The 13577-nt window shown below is 31.1% G+C and carries 11 protein-coding genes; 4 read left to right on the forward strand and 7 right to left on the reverse strand.

The window, feature by feature from the left end; translation table 11 throughout:
- Positions 1–6: 6 nt before the first annotated feature.
- The 4 genes from pfkA to ABDJ34_RS02065 form a co-directional block, all read right to left on the reverse strand.
- Positions 7–966 (reverse strand): 6-phosphofructokinase, encoded by a 960-nt coding sequence (gene pfkA, locus ABDJ34_RS02050; RefSeq protein ID WP_094207277.1) that lies wholly within the window; start codon positions 964–966, stop codon positions 7–9.
- 9 nt (positions 967–975) lie between these two features.
- Entirely contained in the window at positions 976–4461 is a 3486-nt protein-coding gene (locus ABDJ34_RS02055) for a DNA polymerase III subunit alpha (protein ID WP_412701201.1), read from the reverse strand.
- A gap of 64 nt (positions 4462–4525) precedes the next feature.
- The gene (gene whiA, locus ABDJ34_RS02060) at positions 4526–5443 is read right to left on the reverse strand and encodes a DNA-binding protein WhiA (RefSeq protein WP_412701202.1); all 918 of its coding nucleotides are present in this window, start codon (positions 5441–5443) and stop codon (positions 4526–4528) included.
- A gap of 4 nt (positions 5444–5447) precedes the next feature.
- Entirely contained in the window at positions 5448–5852 is a 405-nt protein-coding gene (locus ABDJ34_RS02065) for an NUDIX hydrolase (protein WP_002836712.1), read from the reverse strand.
- Positions 5853–6015: 163 nt separating this feature from the next.
- Between ABDJ34_RS02065 and ABDJ34_RS02070 the strand changes: the two genes are divergently transcribed.
- The 4 genes from ABDJ34_RS02070 (at position 6016) to ABDJ34_RS02085 (ending at position 9923) form a co-directional block, all read left to right on the forward strand.
- On the forward strand, positions 6016–7095 hold the full coding sequence (locus tag ABDJ34_RS02070) for a 5-bromo-4-chloroindolyl phosphate hydrolysis family protein (protein WP_412701203.1): 1080 nt from the start codon (positions 6016–6018) through the stop codon (positions 7093–7095).
- A complete protein-coding gene (locus tag ABDJ34_RS02075) occupies positions 7095–8213 on the forward strand; it encodes a toxic anion resistance protein (RefSeq protein ID WP_412701204.1) in 1119 nt (372 codons plus the stop codon). The genes ABDJ34_RS02070 and ABDJ34_RS02075 overlap by 1 nt, the downstream gene beginning before the upstream one ends.
- Positions 8214–8305: 92 nt before the next feature.
- Positions 8306–9586 (forward strand): DUF1576 domain-containing protein, encoded by a 1281-nt coding sequence (locus tag ABDJ34_RS02080; RefSeq protein ID WP_154271823.1) that lies wholly within the window; start codon positions 8306–8308, stop codon positions 9584–9586.
- Positions 9579–9923, forward strand: coding sequence for a hypothetical protein (locus ABDJ34_RS02085; protein WP_094207284.1), 345 nt, complete (start codon positions 9579–9581; stop codon positions 9921–9923). Before ABDJ34_RS02080 ends, ABDJ34_RS02085 begins: the two co-directional genes overlap by 8 nt.
- A gap of 53 nt (positions 9924–9976) precedes the next feature.
- Here the strand turns inward: ABDJ34_RS02085 and ABDJ34_RS02090 are convergent, their stop codons facing one another.
- Genes ABDJ34_RS02090 through ABDJ34_RS02100 form a run of 3 tightly spaced genes read right to left on the reverse strand, consistent with a single transcriptional unit; the run spans position 9977 to position 13534 of the window.
- Positions 9977–10912, reverse strand: a complete 936-nt coding sequence (locus tag ABDJ34_RS02090) for an ABC transporter permease (protein WP_353316318.1) — start codon at positions 10910–10912, stop codon at positions 9977–9979.
- Positions 10912–12012, reverse strand: a complete 1101-nt coding sequence (locus tag ABDJ34_RS02095) for an ABC transporter permease (RefSeq protein WP_353316319.1) — start codon at positions 12010–12012, stop codon at positions 10912–10914. Before ABDJ34_RS02095 ends, ABDJ34_RS02090 begins: the two co-directional genes overlap by 1 nt.
- Complete coding sequence (locus ABDJ34_RS02100; protein ID WP_412701205.1) at positions 12002–13534, reverse strand: ABC transporter ATP-binding protein; 1533 nt, start codon at positions 13532–13534, stop codon at positions 12002–12004. The genes ABDJ34_RS02095 and ABDJ34_RS02100 overlap by 11 nt, the downstream gene beginning before the upstream one ends.
- Positions 13535–13577: the final 43 nt, after the last annotated feature.

A 13577-nucleotide genomic window follows, 5' to 3' on the forward strand; every position in this document is an offset into this window, starting at 1 on the left:
TCCTTTCTATATTGAAATTTCCTTAGATATCTCGTATAAATCTTCTCTGAAATTTCTTTTTGTTGCTACTGCTTCATCTATTGGAACTGTGATTATCTTATTGTCTTTCATAGCGATTGCTAATCCTGTTTTTTCTTCCATGATTAATTTTACTGCTAAATTTCCCATTTGAGTTGCCATTAATCTATCAAAAGTACAAGGTGTACCTCCACGTTGAACGTGACCTAAAATTGTAACTTTTGTTTCAACTCCTGTTTTTTCTTCAATTATGTCTTTAATATCGTAAGCTCCACCGACTCCTTCAGCAAGCATGATTAAATGATGAAGCTTTCCTCTTTTTCTTCCTCGTTCTATCTTTTCTGTGACTTCATCAATATTTAATTCTACTTCAGGAACTAGGATTGATTCTGCTCCAGATGCAACACCAGAATAAAGAGCAATATCTCCACAATTTCTTCCCATAACTTCAATTATATTTGCTCTACCATGGCTTGAAGATGTGTCTCTTAATTTTGATATCGCATCACTTACTGTTTCAACGGCAGTAAAAAATCCAATCGTATAATCAGTATAACCCATATCGTTATCAATTGTACAAGGAATTCCAATCGTAGATATTCCTATTTTGCTTAGTGCACTTGCACCTTTAAATGAACCATCTCCCCCTAAAACGACTAGTCCATCTATTCCGAAATCCTTTAATATTTGTGCGCCTTTGTTTTGACCTTCTTCAGTTTTAAATTCATTACATCTAGCAGAACCCAAAATAGTTCCACCTCTGTGGATAATATCTGCAACTGAAGACACATTCATTTCGTAAATATTTCCATTCATAAGACCATCATATCCAGATCTTATTCCCATTACTCTTATTCCATTGTAAATACAAGTTCTAGCTATAGAACGAATGCAGGCATTCATTCCAGGTGCATCGCCACCACTTGTCAATATTGCTATTGTTTTCATAATTAACCTCTATTTTAAAACTACATTTTCTCTTCCTAATAATGATACAAGTTCATCAATAGTATCATCTTCCACAGAAATTCTAAATTCATTTCCAAGCAAGTAGTTTTGTTTCTTTTCTTCAAAATATATATTTGATTGAGTATTTCCTTTGCTATTGAGTAGTATTGGCTTGACTTTATCCAAGATATAACTTGGCATATTTTTTGTAATTCTTAAAAATAATTTTGGCTGTGTTTCTTCTTGTTTTTCAACGTTTGAAATAGTTTTGATACTTTGAATGTTATCTACCAAAATTTTTGGATCTTCTCCTTCAATAATATTCAATCTTCCACTCACAATCAAAATTTCATCTTCATTTAAAATATCTGAATATTGTTCGTACTTTTGTGGAAAAACTATCAATTCCATAGTTCCATACAGATCTTCAAATTTAACAAATTCCATTATCTTTTGATTTTTAGTGAATTTTTTATTGATTGATTCAATTATTCCTACGACTTTAACTCTTTTCCCGTCGAAGTTTTTCTCATTGTAATCATCATCTTCTAAGTCCCCTGTAGAAAAATTAGAATATTTCTCTATGATGTTTGAGTAAGTTCTTAAAGGATGGTCTGATAAATATATACCCAATACCTCTTTTTCCATTCTCAAAAGTTCTGATTTATCGAACTCTTCTCTTCTAGTAAAATCGTCTCGTTCATCGTCATCTTTGGACTCAAACATATCGAACAAATTTGATTGACCAGGTACGTTATTTTTTAAACCCGATTGAACAGAGTCAATGATAGATTGGTATTGAAGCATTAATGTAGCTCTTGTTTCTCCCAAAGATGTAAATGCTCCCGCTTTTATTAACGATTCAATCGATCTTTTATTTATAGCTGATTTATCTTTTGCATAAATTCTTTCCACAAAATCTCTAAAACTTTTGAATTTACCATTTTCATTTCTTGAAATAATTGTTTGCTCTATTAAATTCGTTCCTACATTTTTTATAGCTTTCAATCCATAAATTATAGAATTATCTTTCACATCAAATTTATCTAGACTGTAATTGATATCTGGCGCTTCAATTTTTATGTCAAGTCTTCTTGCTTCTTCAATATACAACGAAAGTTGTGAAGTGTTTCCCATAACCGAAGATATAAGCGCTGCTAAGAATTCTACTGGATAATAATATTTTAACCAAGCCGTCCTCATTGCTACTAACGAATAAGCTGCAGAGTGAGATTTGTTGAATGCATACTTTGCAAAGTCTATCATCAAATCGTAGATTTTATTTGCAATATCCTCACCGACTCCTCTTCTAATAGCTCCTTCAATCAAAATATTTCCATCTTCATCTTCTTTTCCAAAGATAAATTCTTTTCTACCATCTTCCATAACTTTCATTTTTTTCTTACTCATAGCACGTCTCAAATTGTCAGCTTCTCCCAAGCTAAATCCCGCGATTTTTTGTACAATTTGCATAACTTGCTCTTGGTAAACAATCGTACCGTAAGTTGGTTTCAAAATATCTTCAAGTAACGGAGATAAATATTCAACATCTTTTTCATTGTGTTTATTGTGAATGTAAGTTGGAATTTCATTCATTGGACCAGGTCTAAACAAAGCATTTGCAGCAATTAAATCGTCAAATTTAGTTGGCTTTAATTCTTTTAAGAAATTTCTCATGCCTTGTGATTCAAATTGAAATATTCCCAGAGTTTGTGCAACTGTAAACATTGACAAAACTTTAGGATCATTTTCGTCCATATCTTCAAAACTTACATCTATATTTTTATTTTTTTTGATAAATTTCATGCAATCACTGATTACAGTTAAAGTTCTAAGACCCAAAAAGTCCATCTTCAATAGTCCAAGCTCTTCAAGTTCTGTCATATTGAATTGAGTAATAACAGCATCTTTGTTAATTGCCAACGGAACATATTCCATGATTGGAAGCTTGGAAATAACCACACCAGCTGCGTGAGTTGATGTGTGACGTGGCATTCCTTCAACTCTTCGTGCAACATCGACTAATTTTTTTACATCACGGTTTTCTTCGTAAGCTTTTCTAAATTCCGGAGAAATCTCTAGTGATTTGTCTATATTAATATTCAAAAGATTAGGAACTTTCTTAGCCGTGTCATCCACTGTTTTAAAATCCATAGCAAGAACTCTTCCAACATCCCTTATAGCATTTCTAGCTGCCATTGTTCCAAAAGTTACAATCTGAGCAACCTTATCTTCGCCGTACTTATTAACTACGTAATCTATTACTTCTTCTCTTCTTTCATAACAAAAATCTATATCTATATCTGGCATAGAAACACGTTCAGGATTCAAAAATCTTTCGAAAATTAAATTGTAATCCAATGGATTGATATCTGTAATTTCTAAGCAATAACTTATAATACTTCCCGCAGCAGAACCACGTCCAGGTCCAACAGGAATGCCTTGTGATTTTGCAAATCTTATAAAATCCCAGACGATTAAAAAATAATCGACATATCCCATCTTTTCAATTACAGATAGTTCATATTCGCATCTTTCTTCTGCTTCTTCTAATCTGTCATCATTTGAAAATCTGTTTTCTAATCCGTCAAAAACGAGTTTTTTTAGATAGCTACTGTTTGTAAAACCATCTGGAATTGCAAAATATGGAAGATGAAGATTACCAAATTCAAGTTCAACATTACACATTTCTGCAATTTTTTTCGTGTTTTCGATTGCTTCGGGATAATCTTTGAACAAATCTCTCATTTGTTCTTCACTTCTTAGAAAAAACTCCCCTGGAATGTAGCTCATTTTATTGTCTTCTTCGATTGTTTTGCCTGTTTGAAGACAAATCAAAATATTGTGTATTTTATAATCTTCTTTTTCAATATAATGAACATCATTAGTACACACAAGTCCGATATCTAATTCCTTAGCGATTTTTGGAATATTTTCCATAACTACCATATCTTCTCGTGAAGAATGATTTTGTAATTCTAAGTAAAAATCTTCTCCATAAATATCTTTTAGTTCCTTTGCAACATCTTTTGCCTTATCATATCCATATCTAATTAGAGATTCTTGTACTTCTCCTTTCAAACACGCAGACAAAGCAATGATTCCCTCAGAATATTTTCTCAAAGTATCCTTATCCACTCTTGGTTTATAATAGAATCCTTCAACATATCCAAGTGACACAATTTTCATCAAATTAGAATAACCTATTTGATTTTTAGCCAAAAGAACTAAATGATTGTAGAATTTATTTTCTGGATTTTTAATTTTATGATCCTTATTAGTCGTGTAGATTTCACAACCAATAATAGGTTTTATGTTTCTTTTTTTGCATTCCTTATAAAACTTTACTGTTCCAAACATACTACCGTGATCAGTAATAGCGATGGATTTCATTTGCAATTCTTCAACTTTATCTAAAAGTTTTTCTATTGGAGAAAATCCATCTAGTAAACTGTATTCTGTATGAACATGTAAATGCGTAAACGTATCTATCATTTCAAACTCCTTTAGCCTTATTTTATAATAAGTTTGGTTATTTTAAAAGAAAAATTGCTGACAATTATAAATCATCAGCAATTTTTTTAAGTTTATTAAGTCTGTAACTAACTCCAGATTTTGAAATCTTAGGAGTCATCATTTCTCCTAATTCTTTTAATGAAACATCTGGGTTTTCTATTCTGGCATAAGCTAATTCCAACAATAGTGGATCTAGCGATTCAAGACCTATCGTGTTTTCAATTTTTTCTATTATAAGCTTTTGTTTCAAAGCAGCATCAACAGTTTTATTCAAATTTGCTGTCTCAAAATTAAACCTTCTGTTGACATTATTTTTTATATCTTTGAATGCTCTGATATTTTCAAGTTTTAAAACACTATTATATGCTTTAGCCAAACTCAAAAAATCAGAAATTGCTTCAGCTTCTTTGATATACAAAACATAATTTTCACTTCTCTCAAAAATAGAAGATTTTATTCCAAAACCTTGAAGTAAATCTTTTACTTGGTTTCCAACATTTTCTTGCTTGAAAATCATCTCTAAATGATACATTTTTGATGGGTCATAACAAAAACCCGTCCCCAAAAAAGCTCCTTGTAGGAAACTAATTTTCTTGATATTAGAATCAATTAATTCTTCATCAATTCCCAAATCAAAGTCAAAAGGGCTAGTTGAAGTGTGCGTATCCTCACAAAATTGTTTTGATATCTTATCATCAATCAATATTTCGTAGATATTTTTCTTACGAAGATTATTGTTGTGAATAACTTTCATATCACATTCATAATTGTAATGTTTTTTTAAATTAGAAAAGATTAATCTTGCAACTGGATTACTTTCTGTTTTTAATGTAATCTTTACACCTAATGAATTATAATTTAAAGTTCCTATTGTTTTAGTAAAAGCTGATAGCATTGCCAAAACATTATAGTCATCAAGATTACTTATTATTTCAGTTTTAATATCAGATGAAAAGCTCATATCTTTACCTTTTTTCTATAAACGATTTAGCTGTTTTTATCATATTTTTTTCTGCGCTGTGACGCACATATCTTAAAGCTTTGTCGAGATTCATAAAATCTCCTTCTGCAAAGCCTTCTTCTCTTTGTGGGATAATATTATTATCTTTCGTTACCATATAAAAATAGTGAACTGTTTTAAGAACTTTCGTGCCATCCATGTGTCTGTATTTATATTTTACATATCCAATATACTTAACAATCTCAGCTCTTAGTCCCGATTCTTCAAAAACTTCTCTAATTGCAGTTTCTTCTAAGCTTTCTCCTTTCTCTACCCTACCTTTAGGAAGAACCCATTCACCACGGAACTTTTTAAGCACAGCAACATTACCATTATTGATAACAACCCCACCTGCACTTATTTCTTCCATATATCCTCCTGTATTTTATTTTGAAAATCTAATACTATTATAAACTGAATTGAAAATATTTAAAAGTCAAAGCGATATTTAAAAATCGATTTGAATTTTTGTAAATAAAATTCATTTAATTTCAACTACTATATATGATACAATAGTAATAGGAAGGTGTGAAATGAAGAAAAACAAATTAGAAGAATATATAGATAACGCTATAAGCGACAATGATTTTTCAAAAGTTGGTGAAATAATAGAAAAATCTATTGATATGGCGTTGGATTTATCAAAAAACGGTTTAAATGTAGTTATGAACACATTTAATCTAAAACCTAAACCGAAACAACAATATCTGGCAAATAAAGACTCTAAGTTAGTAACCCAAAAAAAGATTAATCCAAAAAGTTATTTTGCACTAAGAAATATTAGTTATGCTATAGGCGCTATGACTTTATTTGGCTCTGTCTCATCGTTGACCCATAGTTTACCCGATCTGTTTTCTGGTATTATGGTAAGCTTAGCTTTTGGTGTTGTGGGTTTTTTGTCACATAAACACGCATCAAAATTACAACGATTTTTAAGATACAAAACAGAAATTGGAGACAATAAAATTTTAAGCGTAGAAGATTTTGCATCAGCAGTTAATCTTCCTGTTGAAAAATGTAGTAAAGAACTAATTTATTTCATAAACAAAAGATACTTCCCTCAAGCTCGTGTTGTCGAAAACGGTCATTTGTTTTTGTTAGATAGAACAAGCTACGATGCTTACAAAGCTCATTATTTAGATGAAAGCAAATCAGAAGAAAACCAAAAAGAGATTGAATCTAACAGAGACATTACTAATTATATTACGATAACTGAAAATTTAATCACATCTGTTAAGGATTTTGATTTCAAACAAGATGTCATTAAATTAAAAGATTTGTTAGTGTCGATAAATAATCAAATTCAAAACGAAAATTCTGATGTCAATGGACTTAATAAATTCGTTGATTATTACACTCCAACTGCTATAAATTTGGTGAAAAATTATATTCAATTTGAAAATGAAAAAAATGATATATTAAGCGTAGAAAAATCAAAAAATGATATTAAAAATGCTATTCAAAATATCAATAAAGCTTTTTCAAAGCTTTTAACAGATTTGTACAGCGATGATATTTTGAATATTAACTCGGAAATCGAAGTTATGAATACTTTGTTGTCACAAGATGGATTGATTGAGAAAAATACTATGTTTAAGAGAGGTGCTGAATAATGGAAGATAAACCTATTAAATTGACTTTGGATGTAGAAGAACCTACACTAAATGAAATTAAAGAAGATGAAGTTTTTTACCCAGAATTTGAACAAAAAGTTAACCTTACTCCTGAGGAACAAAAAACTGTTGATGAATTTGTTAAACAAATTGATTTATCTAATTCCAACATAGTTTTACAATACGGAGTTGGAGCCCAAAAGAAAATCGCTAGTTTCTCTGAAAAAACTTTAAATTCAGTAAAGACAAAAGATCTTGGAGAAGTTGGTAATCTTTTATCTTCCGTTGTTACAGAATTAAAATCATTTGATGAAACTGAAGATAAAGGTGTGTTTGGTTTTTTCAAAAAAGGTGCCAATAAAATTACTGCTTTGAGAGCAAACTACGAAAAGGCTGAAAAAAATGTAGATGAGATTTCAAAAATTTTAGAAAATCATCAAATTACTTTGATGAAAGATATTTCATTGTTAGACCAAATGTATAAGCTAAATGAACTATATTTTAAGGAATTAAGCATGTACATTCTTGCTGGACAAAAGAAATTGGATCAAGTAAGAAATGAAGAACTTCCAAATATGCTCAAAGAAGCCGAAAATTCTCCTAATTCTATCACTGCGCAAAAAGCAAATGATTTAAGAGATTTGGCTACTAGATTCGAAAAAAAATTACACGATCTTGAGCTTACGAGAATGGTGAGTTTGCAAATGGCTCCACAAATAAGAATGGTGCAATCTTCAAATGCTGTTATGGTAGAAAAAATCCAATCTACAATAGTGAATACTATTCCTATTTGGAAAAACCAAATGGTTTTATCATTAGGTGTTTATCATAACTCGCAAGCAGCAGAAGCGCAAAAGAAGGTTACAGACTTGACTAATGATTTATTGCGTAAAAACGCTGACACATTGAAGATGAGTACTATAGAAACTGCAAAAGCAACCGAAAGAGGAATTGTTGATGTCGAAACAATTAGACACACTAATGAGCAACTTATCAGTGCATTAGATGAAGTGCGCAATATTCAAATAGAAGGTCACGAAAATAGAGTAAAAGCAAAACAAGAATTAATGGCAATGGAACAAGAATTAAAAAACAGACTGTTAAATAAACCTAATTAATTTTTATGGGGTGATATTTTAATATCGCTCCTTTTTTGTTGAAATTTATACTTCTTTATAATAAAATATACTAAATTATAAATGGAGGTCTTATGAAAGATAAAGAAAAAGTTTTCCACTCAATGGGGATTTATAAACTTCTTTACACATTAGCTGGATTACTGATGGTAGTGGCGTTTTTATTTAATTCTCCGACAGAAATTTTTAACGGTTTGATAACTATAATTAAAAGTCCTTGTACTTTAATTACTGATTATATGTATTTAGCAAATATTGGAGCGGCATTTTTTAATGCTGGCTTGATTTGTCTATTATCAACTATTTTATCACATAGTTTTAATGTTGTTATTTCTGGTCCAGGAGTTGCAGCTATTTTCACTATGACTGGATTTGCTTTTTTTGGCAAAAATATTTTCAACACAATTCCTATAACTATTGGAGTGTTAATTTATGCAAAAATAGAAAATACATCAAGAGCATCTGTAATACTTCCAGCGTTATTTGGTAGCGCATTAGGGCCTTTAATTAGTGAAATAGCATTTGACTCAAATTTATCTATCGTACATTCAATTATATTAAGTTATTTAGTTGGAATAAGTATAGGAATTATTATGGTTCCTTTATCCGGAACTTTTTTGAGATTTCATCAAGGTTATAACTTATACAACATGGGATTTACAGCAGGAATTGTTGGAATGCTTTATGTAGGAATTTTAAGAATGTTTAATGTGACTATAAAATCTGTTAACTTGGTATATCCAGTTAATGATATAAGAATAATAATATTTTTGTATTTGCTTTTTATTTCCATATTTTTGTTAGGATTTGTAAAGAATAATTTATCCTTCCATGGATATGAAAATATAATGTACAATTCGGGTAGATTGGCGACGGATTTTATATCGCTTGATGGTTTATATCAAACGATGATTAATATGGGCATTATGGGACTAATTGCGACAAGCTACATCATAATTGTAGGTGGCAAGATAAGTGGACCAATAATAGGAGGAATTTTCACTGTAACAGGTTTTTCTGCATTTGGTAAACACCCTAAAAACACTATCCCTATTTTAATTGGTGTATTCCTAGCATCTATTTTAAATACAGTTAATCCTCTATCTACATCAAGCCTTTTAGCTGCTTTATTTGGAACGACTCTTGCTCCAATCGCTGGTGAGTTTGGCTTTTTCAGAGGTATTTTAGCAGGATTTTTGCACATGGCTATGGTTCTAAACATAGGAGTAGTTCATGGCGGAGTTAATTTGTACAACAATGGATTTTCAGGAGGATTTGTCGCTGGTATTTTAGTTCCAGTATTTAGTGAAATGGATAATTTCTTAATGAGAGTGAGGTTAAAAAACGATGATTAGTAACGAAGAAAAAAAAGCTAAATTAATTGTATCAGAAATATTAAGTTATTTTTTCATGTACGACACAAAAAGTATCAGAATTGATTCAGAATTTAAAGATGATAAATTGATAATTATTGCCGAAGGAATGCCAACAAAAACACCACAACATCTTGAAGATATGAAAAGACTTATCAATGTAAGAAGATCTCCTCAAATTGAAGATTATTATGCAAATTTATTGGGATGGGAATCAGATTATAATGATATAAATCTACTTGGCTCAATGGTTGACTCTGGAATAATTTCTTACGACGGAAAAATCTTGAGCTTTTATGTAGAGCGTAATTTAATTTAGATTAAATTTTAAAAAGGTAGTGTGAAATTCACACTACCTTTATTTTTGTTCAATTAAAGTGCTATATCATCCTTCAAATACGGAATTCCATCTGCTGTAGGTGCTTTTGTTTTTCCACCAAATAGTATCAATACAACTAATGTTGCAACATATGGAATCATTGATATTAATTCTGATGGTATTGGTAGATTTGTTCCTCCCAACACAACGGATATTGATTGAGCGAATCCGAAGAATAGCGCTGCTAACATAACACCGTGTGGAGTCCATTTTCCGAATATTACTGTAACCAAAGCTATAAAACCTTGTCCAGCAACTAATGCAGGGAAGAATGAAGATACAAGTGAAATAGACATTGTAGCTCCACCTAAACCAGCCATAAATCCTGAGAACAAAACTGCCATGTATCTAACGAAAAATACATTTATGTTCAAAGTTTCTGCTGCTTTCGGATGCTCACCAACTGCAATCAATCTCATTCCCCATTTTGTTTTGTACATAAATATATAAATCAAACATACTAATACAAATACCAAATAAACTGTAGCAGGTAATGAAATTACGTTAGCCAAGAATTTGTTTTGAATTCCATCAAATAATACTGGAATTTTGAATTGTGGCTCAATTGGTTTCGTTTGAGTTGCTCCATCGAAGAATATTCTAGAAACAAATAAAGCAACACCAGGTCCTAAATAATTTATAGCTATTGCAGAAATAGTTTGATCTCCTGCAAATGTGATGGATACAACTGCGTGAATTAATGCAAATACCATTCCGCTTAGTCCGCCACACAAAAATGCTAACCAAGGATTGTGAGTATAATATCCCACAGTGGCTGCAATTAATGCACCTATTGTCATCATACCTTCAAGTCCGATGTTTGTAACTCCAGACTTTTCAGAAATCATACCACCTAATCCAGCGTATAAAATAGGAGTCGCATTGATTAATGTATTACCTATTACTAATCCTAAAAGTACTAAGTTCATTATTTGCCTCCTTTGCTTTTAAATCTAGATTTAATTATCCTGAACATCAATGGAATTGCTGTGAACAAAATGATTGTTCCCATTATGATGTTAATCATTTCAGTAGGAGCATGTAAAACTCTTTGTACATTTGCACCACTGTATTTCAATCCACCGAAAAATAATCCAGAGAAAATACAACCTATTGGGTTATTATTTGCAAGTAAACTTACTGCGAGTCCATCAAATCCAAAATTTTCCATACTAGATAATGCAGAAATTGTGTATCTGTATCCTAAAACTTGAGTGATTCCACCAAGTGAACACACTGCACCACTTATTGCCATAGATAATGTCAATTTTTTATTGACATCAATTCCACCGTATTTTGCCGCATCTTGGTTAAGACCTACAGCCTTTAATTCATATCCTAAATTAGTTTTCTTCAAAATATACCATAATAAAATTGCTGCTACAATTGCTAATATCAATCCCAAGTGAATTGGAGCTTTGAAGAAGTTGTCGATTGCTTTTGGTAGTCCTTTTACATTTTGCATCAATGTAATTTTCGCAGTTTCTTGAACTTCGTGAGTTCCCATTGAGTTCGGTGCTTTGAATTTTGGATAATTCGCAACCATATTGTTAAAATAAAAAGCTATCCAGTTAAGCATTATTGTTGAGATAACTTCATGTATTCCAAATTTAGCTTTCAAAAATCCAGCTAATGCTCCAAAAGCTGCCCCAGCTAACATTCCAACAATTATTACTACAGGTACATGAATAAATGCTGGTAAGTGAAGATTATATCCCAATAAAAATGCAACCATTGTTCCAACAATGTATTGACCTTCTGCCCCGATGTTGAATAATCCTGTTTTAAATGCAAACGCAACACCAAGTCCTGTGAATATAATTGGAATGGCATTTACAATTGTCCAACCAACATTTTTCGGTCTTTTAAATATTCCTTCAAGCATTAGCTTATATGCTTCTAAAGGACTATAACCTGCTAATACTAAAGCCAAAGCTCCAACTAACAGACCTATCAAAATAGATAAAAGCATGAAGAATAGCTTGTTGTACTTTGTGAATATTGAAATTTGTTCATTGTTATTTTTCATCTACAACACCTCCAGCCATTAATCTACCAAGTTCCATTTCATTAGTTTCTTTTGCTGGTTTTTCTCCAACGATTTTACCATCAAATATAACTGCAATATTATCTGACAAATCCATTATTTCATCTAATTCAAATGAAACTAGCAATACTGCTTTATTTTTGTTTCTTTGATCCACTAAATATTTGTGAATAAATTCTATTGCCCCTACATCCAATCCTCTGGTTGGTTGAGCTGCTATTAACAAATCAGGATCATTGGAAATTTCTCTGGCGATAATTACTTTTTGTTGGTTACCACCTGATAAATTTTTTGTTTTTTGATGATAATCATTAGGTCTGATATCGAATTTTTCGATTAATTGTTTTGCATTGTCGTTTATAGCATCAAAATCTAGCTTTAATCCTTTGCTAAAAGGTTTCTTTTTAACATTTTCCAAAATTAAATTGTCAGCGATAGAATAATCCAATATAAGTCCGTGTTTTTGTCTATCTTCTGGTATGGTATTCATTCCTGAATCTATAATATCTCTTGGAGAATGATTAGTGATTTCTTTTCCTTTTAATGTAACTTGTCCAGATTCTATTTTTCTAAGACCAGTGATTGCCTCAATCAATTCCGATTGGCCATTGCCATCTACACCTGCAACGCCAACAATTTCTCCTCTCCTTACTTGAAGATTCAAATTCTTTACAGCATCAATATTTCTGGAATCTTTTACAACCAAATCCTTAATATCTAATACAACTTCGCCTGGCTCTTGGTCTTCTTTTTCAACATTAAATCTTACATCACGACCAACCATTTTTTCTGCTAAAATATTTTCATCGATTTCTTTGACGTTTAACTTATCGATAAATTTTCCACGTCTAATAACTGTACAATAATCTGCCATTGCTTTAATTTCAGATAATTTATGTGTAATTATTATTATTGATTTTCCTAATTCTGTAAGATTTTTTACAATTTTTATAAAATCATCTATTTCTTGTGGAGTTAAAACCGCTGTTGGTTCATCAAATATCAAAATATCCGCTCCACGATATAGACATTTTAAGATTTCAACTCTTTGTTGCATTCCTACTGAAATATCAGAAACTTTCGCTTCTGGATCAATCATCAAACCGTATTTTTCAGACAATTCTTTTACAGCATCGATGGATTTTTTATTATCCAAAATTCCACCTTTACTTGTTATTTCTTTTCCTAAAACAATATTTTGATAAACGGTAAATGGTTCTATAAGCATAAAGTGTTGATGCACCATTCCTATACCAGTTTGTATTGCTAATTTAGGAGTCATTTGATCAAAAGTTTTTCCTTTTACTGTAACACTTCCAGATGTAGGTTCATACAACCCATAAAGTATATTCATTAGAGTTGTCTTCCCAGCTCCGTTTTCACCTAACAAAGCATGAACCTCTCCTTCATGGAGCGTGAAATTTACATTATCAAGTACTTTATTGCTGCCAAAAGATTTTGATATGTCTTTTAAATCTACAACAATGTTTTTTTCATCGTTCATGTTTTTCCCTTTCATTCTTAAAAACAGTTATAAAAACAGGGAT

Origin of the sequence: Finegoldia dalianensis, from assembly GCF_046255015.1 — a bacterium.
GTDB classification, from domain to species: Bacteria; Bacillota; Clostridia; order Tissierellales; family Peptoniphilaceae; genus Finegoldia; species Finegoldia magna.

Bases quoted from the DNA above. Each gene is read 5' to 3' on its own strand.
- ABDJ34_RS02055 (WP_412701201.1), bottom strand. From the start codon at position 4,461: ATGATAGATACGTTTACGCATTTACATGTTCATACAGAATACAGTTTA.
- ABDJ34_RS02100 (WP_412701205.1), bottom strand. From the start codon at position 13,534: ATGAACGATGAAAAAAACATTGTTGTAGATTTAAAAGACATATCAAAA.
- ABDJ34_RS02090 (WP_353316318.1), bottom strand. From the start codon at position 10,912: ATGAACTTAGTACTTTTAGGATTAGTAATAGGTAATACATTAATCAAT.
- ABDJ34_RS02085 (WP_094207284.1), top strand. From the start codon at position 9,579: ATGATTAGTAACGAAGAAAAAAAAGCTAAATTAATTGTATCAGAAATA.
- ABDJ34_RS02065 (WP_002836712.1), bottom strand. From the start codon at position 5,852: ATGGAAGAAATAAGTGCAGGTGGGGTTGTTATCAATAATGGTAATGTT.
- ABDJ34_RS02070 (WP_412701203.1), top strand. From the start codon at position 6,016: ATGAAGAAAAACAAATTAGAAGAATATATAGATAACGCTATAAGCGAC.
- ABDJ34_RS02075 (WP_412701204.1), top strand. From the start codon at position 7,095: ATGGAAGATAAACCTATTAAATTGACTTTGGATGTAGAAGAACCTACA.
- pfkA (WP_094207277.1), bottom strand. From the start codon at position 966: ATGAAAACAATAGCAATATTGACAAGTGGTGGCGATGCACCTGGAATG.
- ABDJ34_RS02080 (WP_154271823.1), top strand. From the start codon at position 8,306: ATGAAAGATAAAGAAAAAGTTTTCCACTCAATGGGGATTTATAAACTT.
- whiA (WP_412701202.1), bottom strand. From the start codon at position 5,443: ATGAGCTTTTCATCTGATATTAAAACTGAAATAATAAGTAATCTTGAT.
- ABDJ34_RS02095 (WP_353316319.1), bottom strand. From the start codon at position 12,012: ATGAAAAATAACAATGAACAAATTTCAATATTCACAAAGTACAACAAG.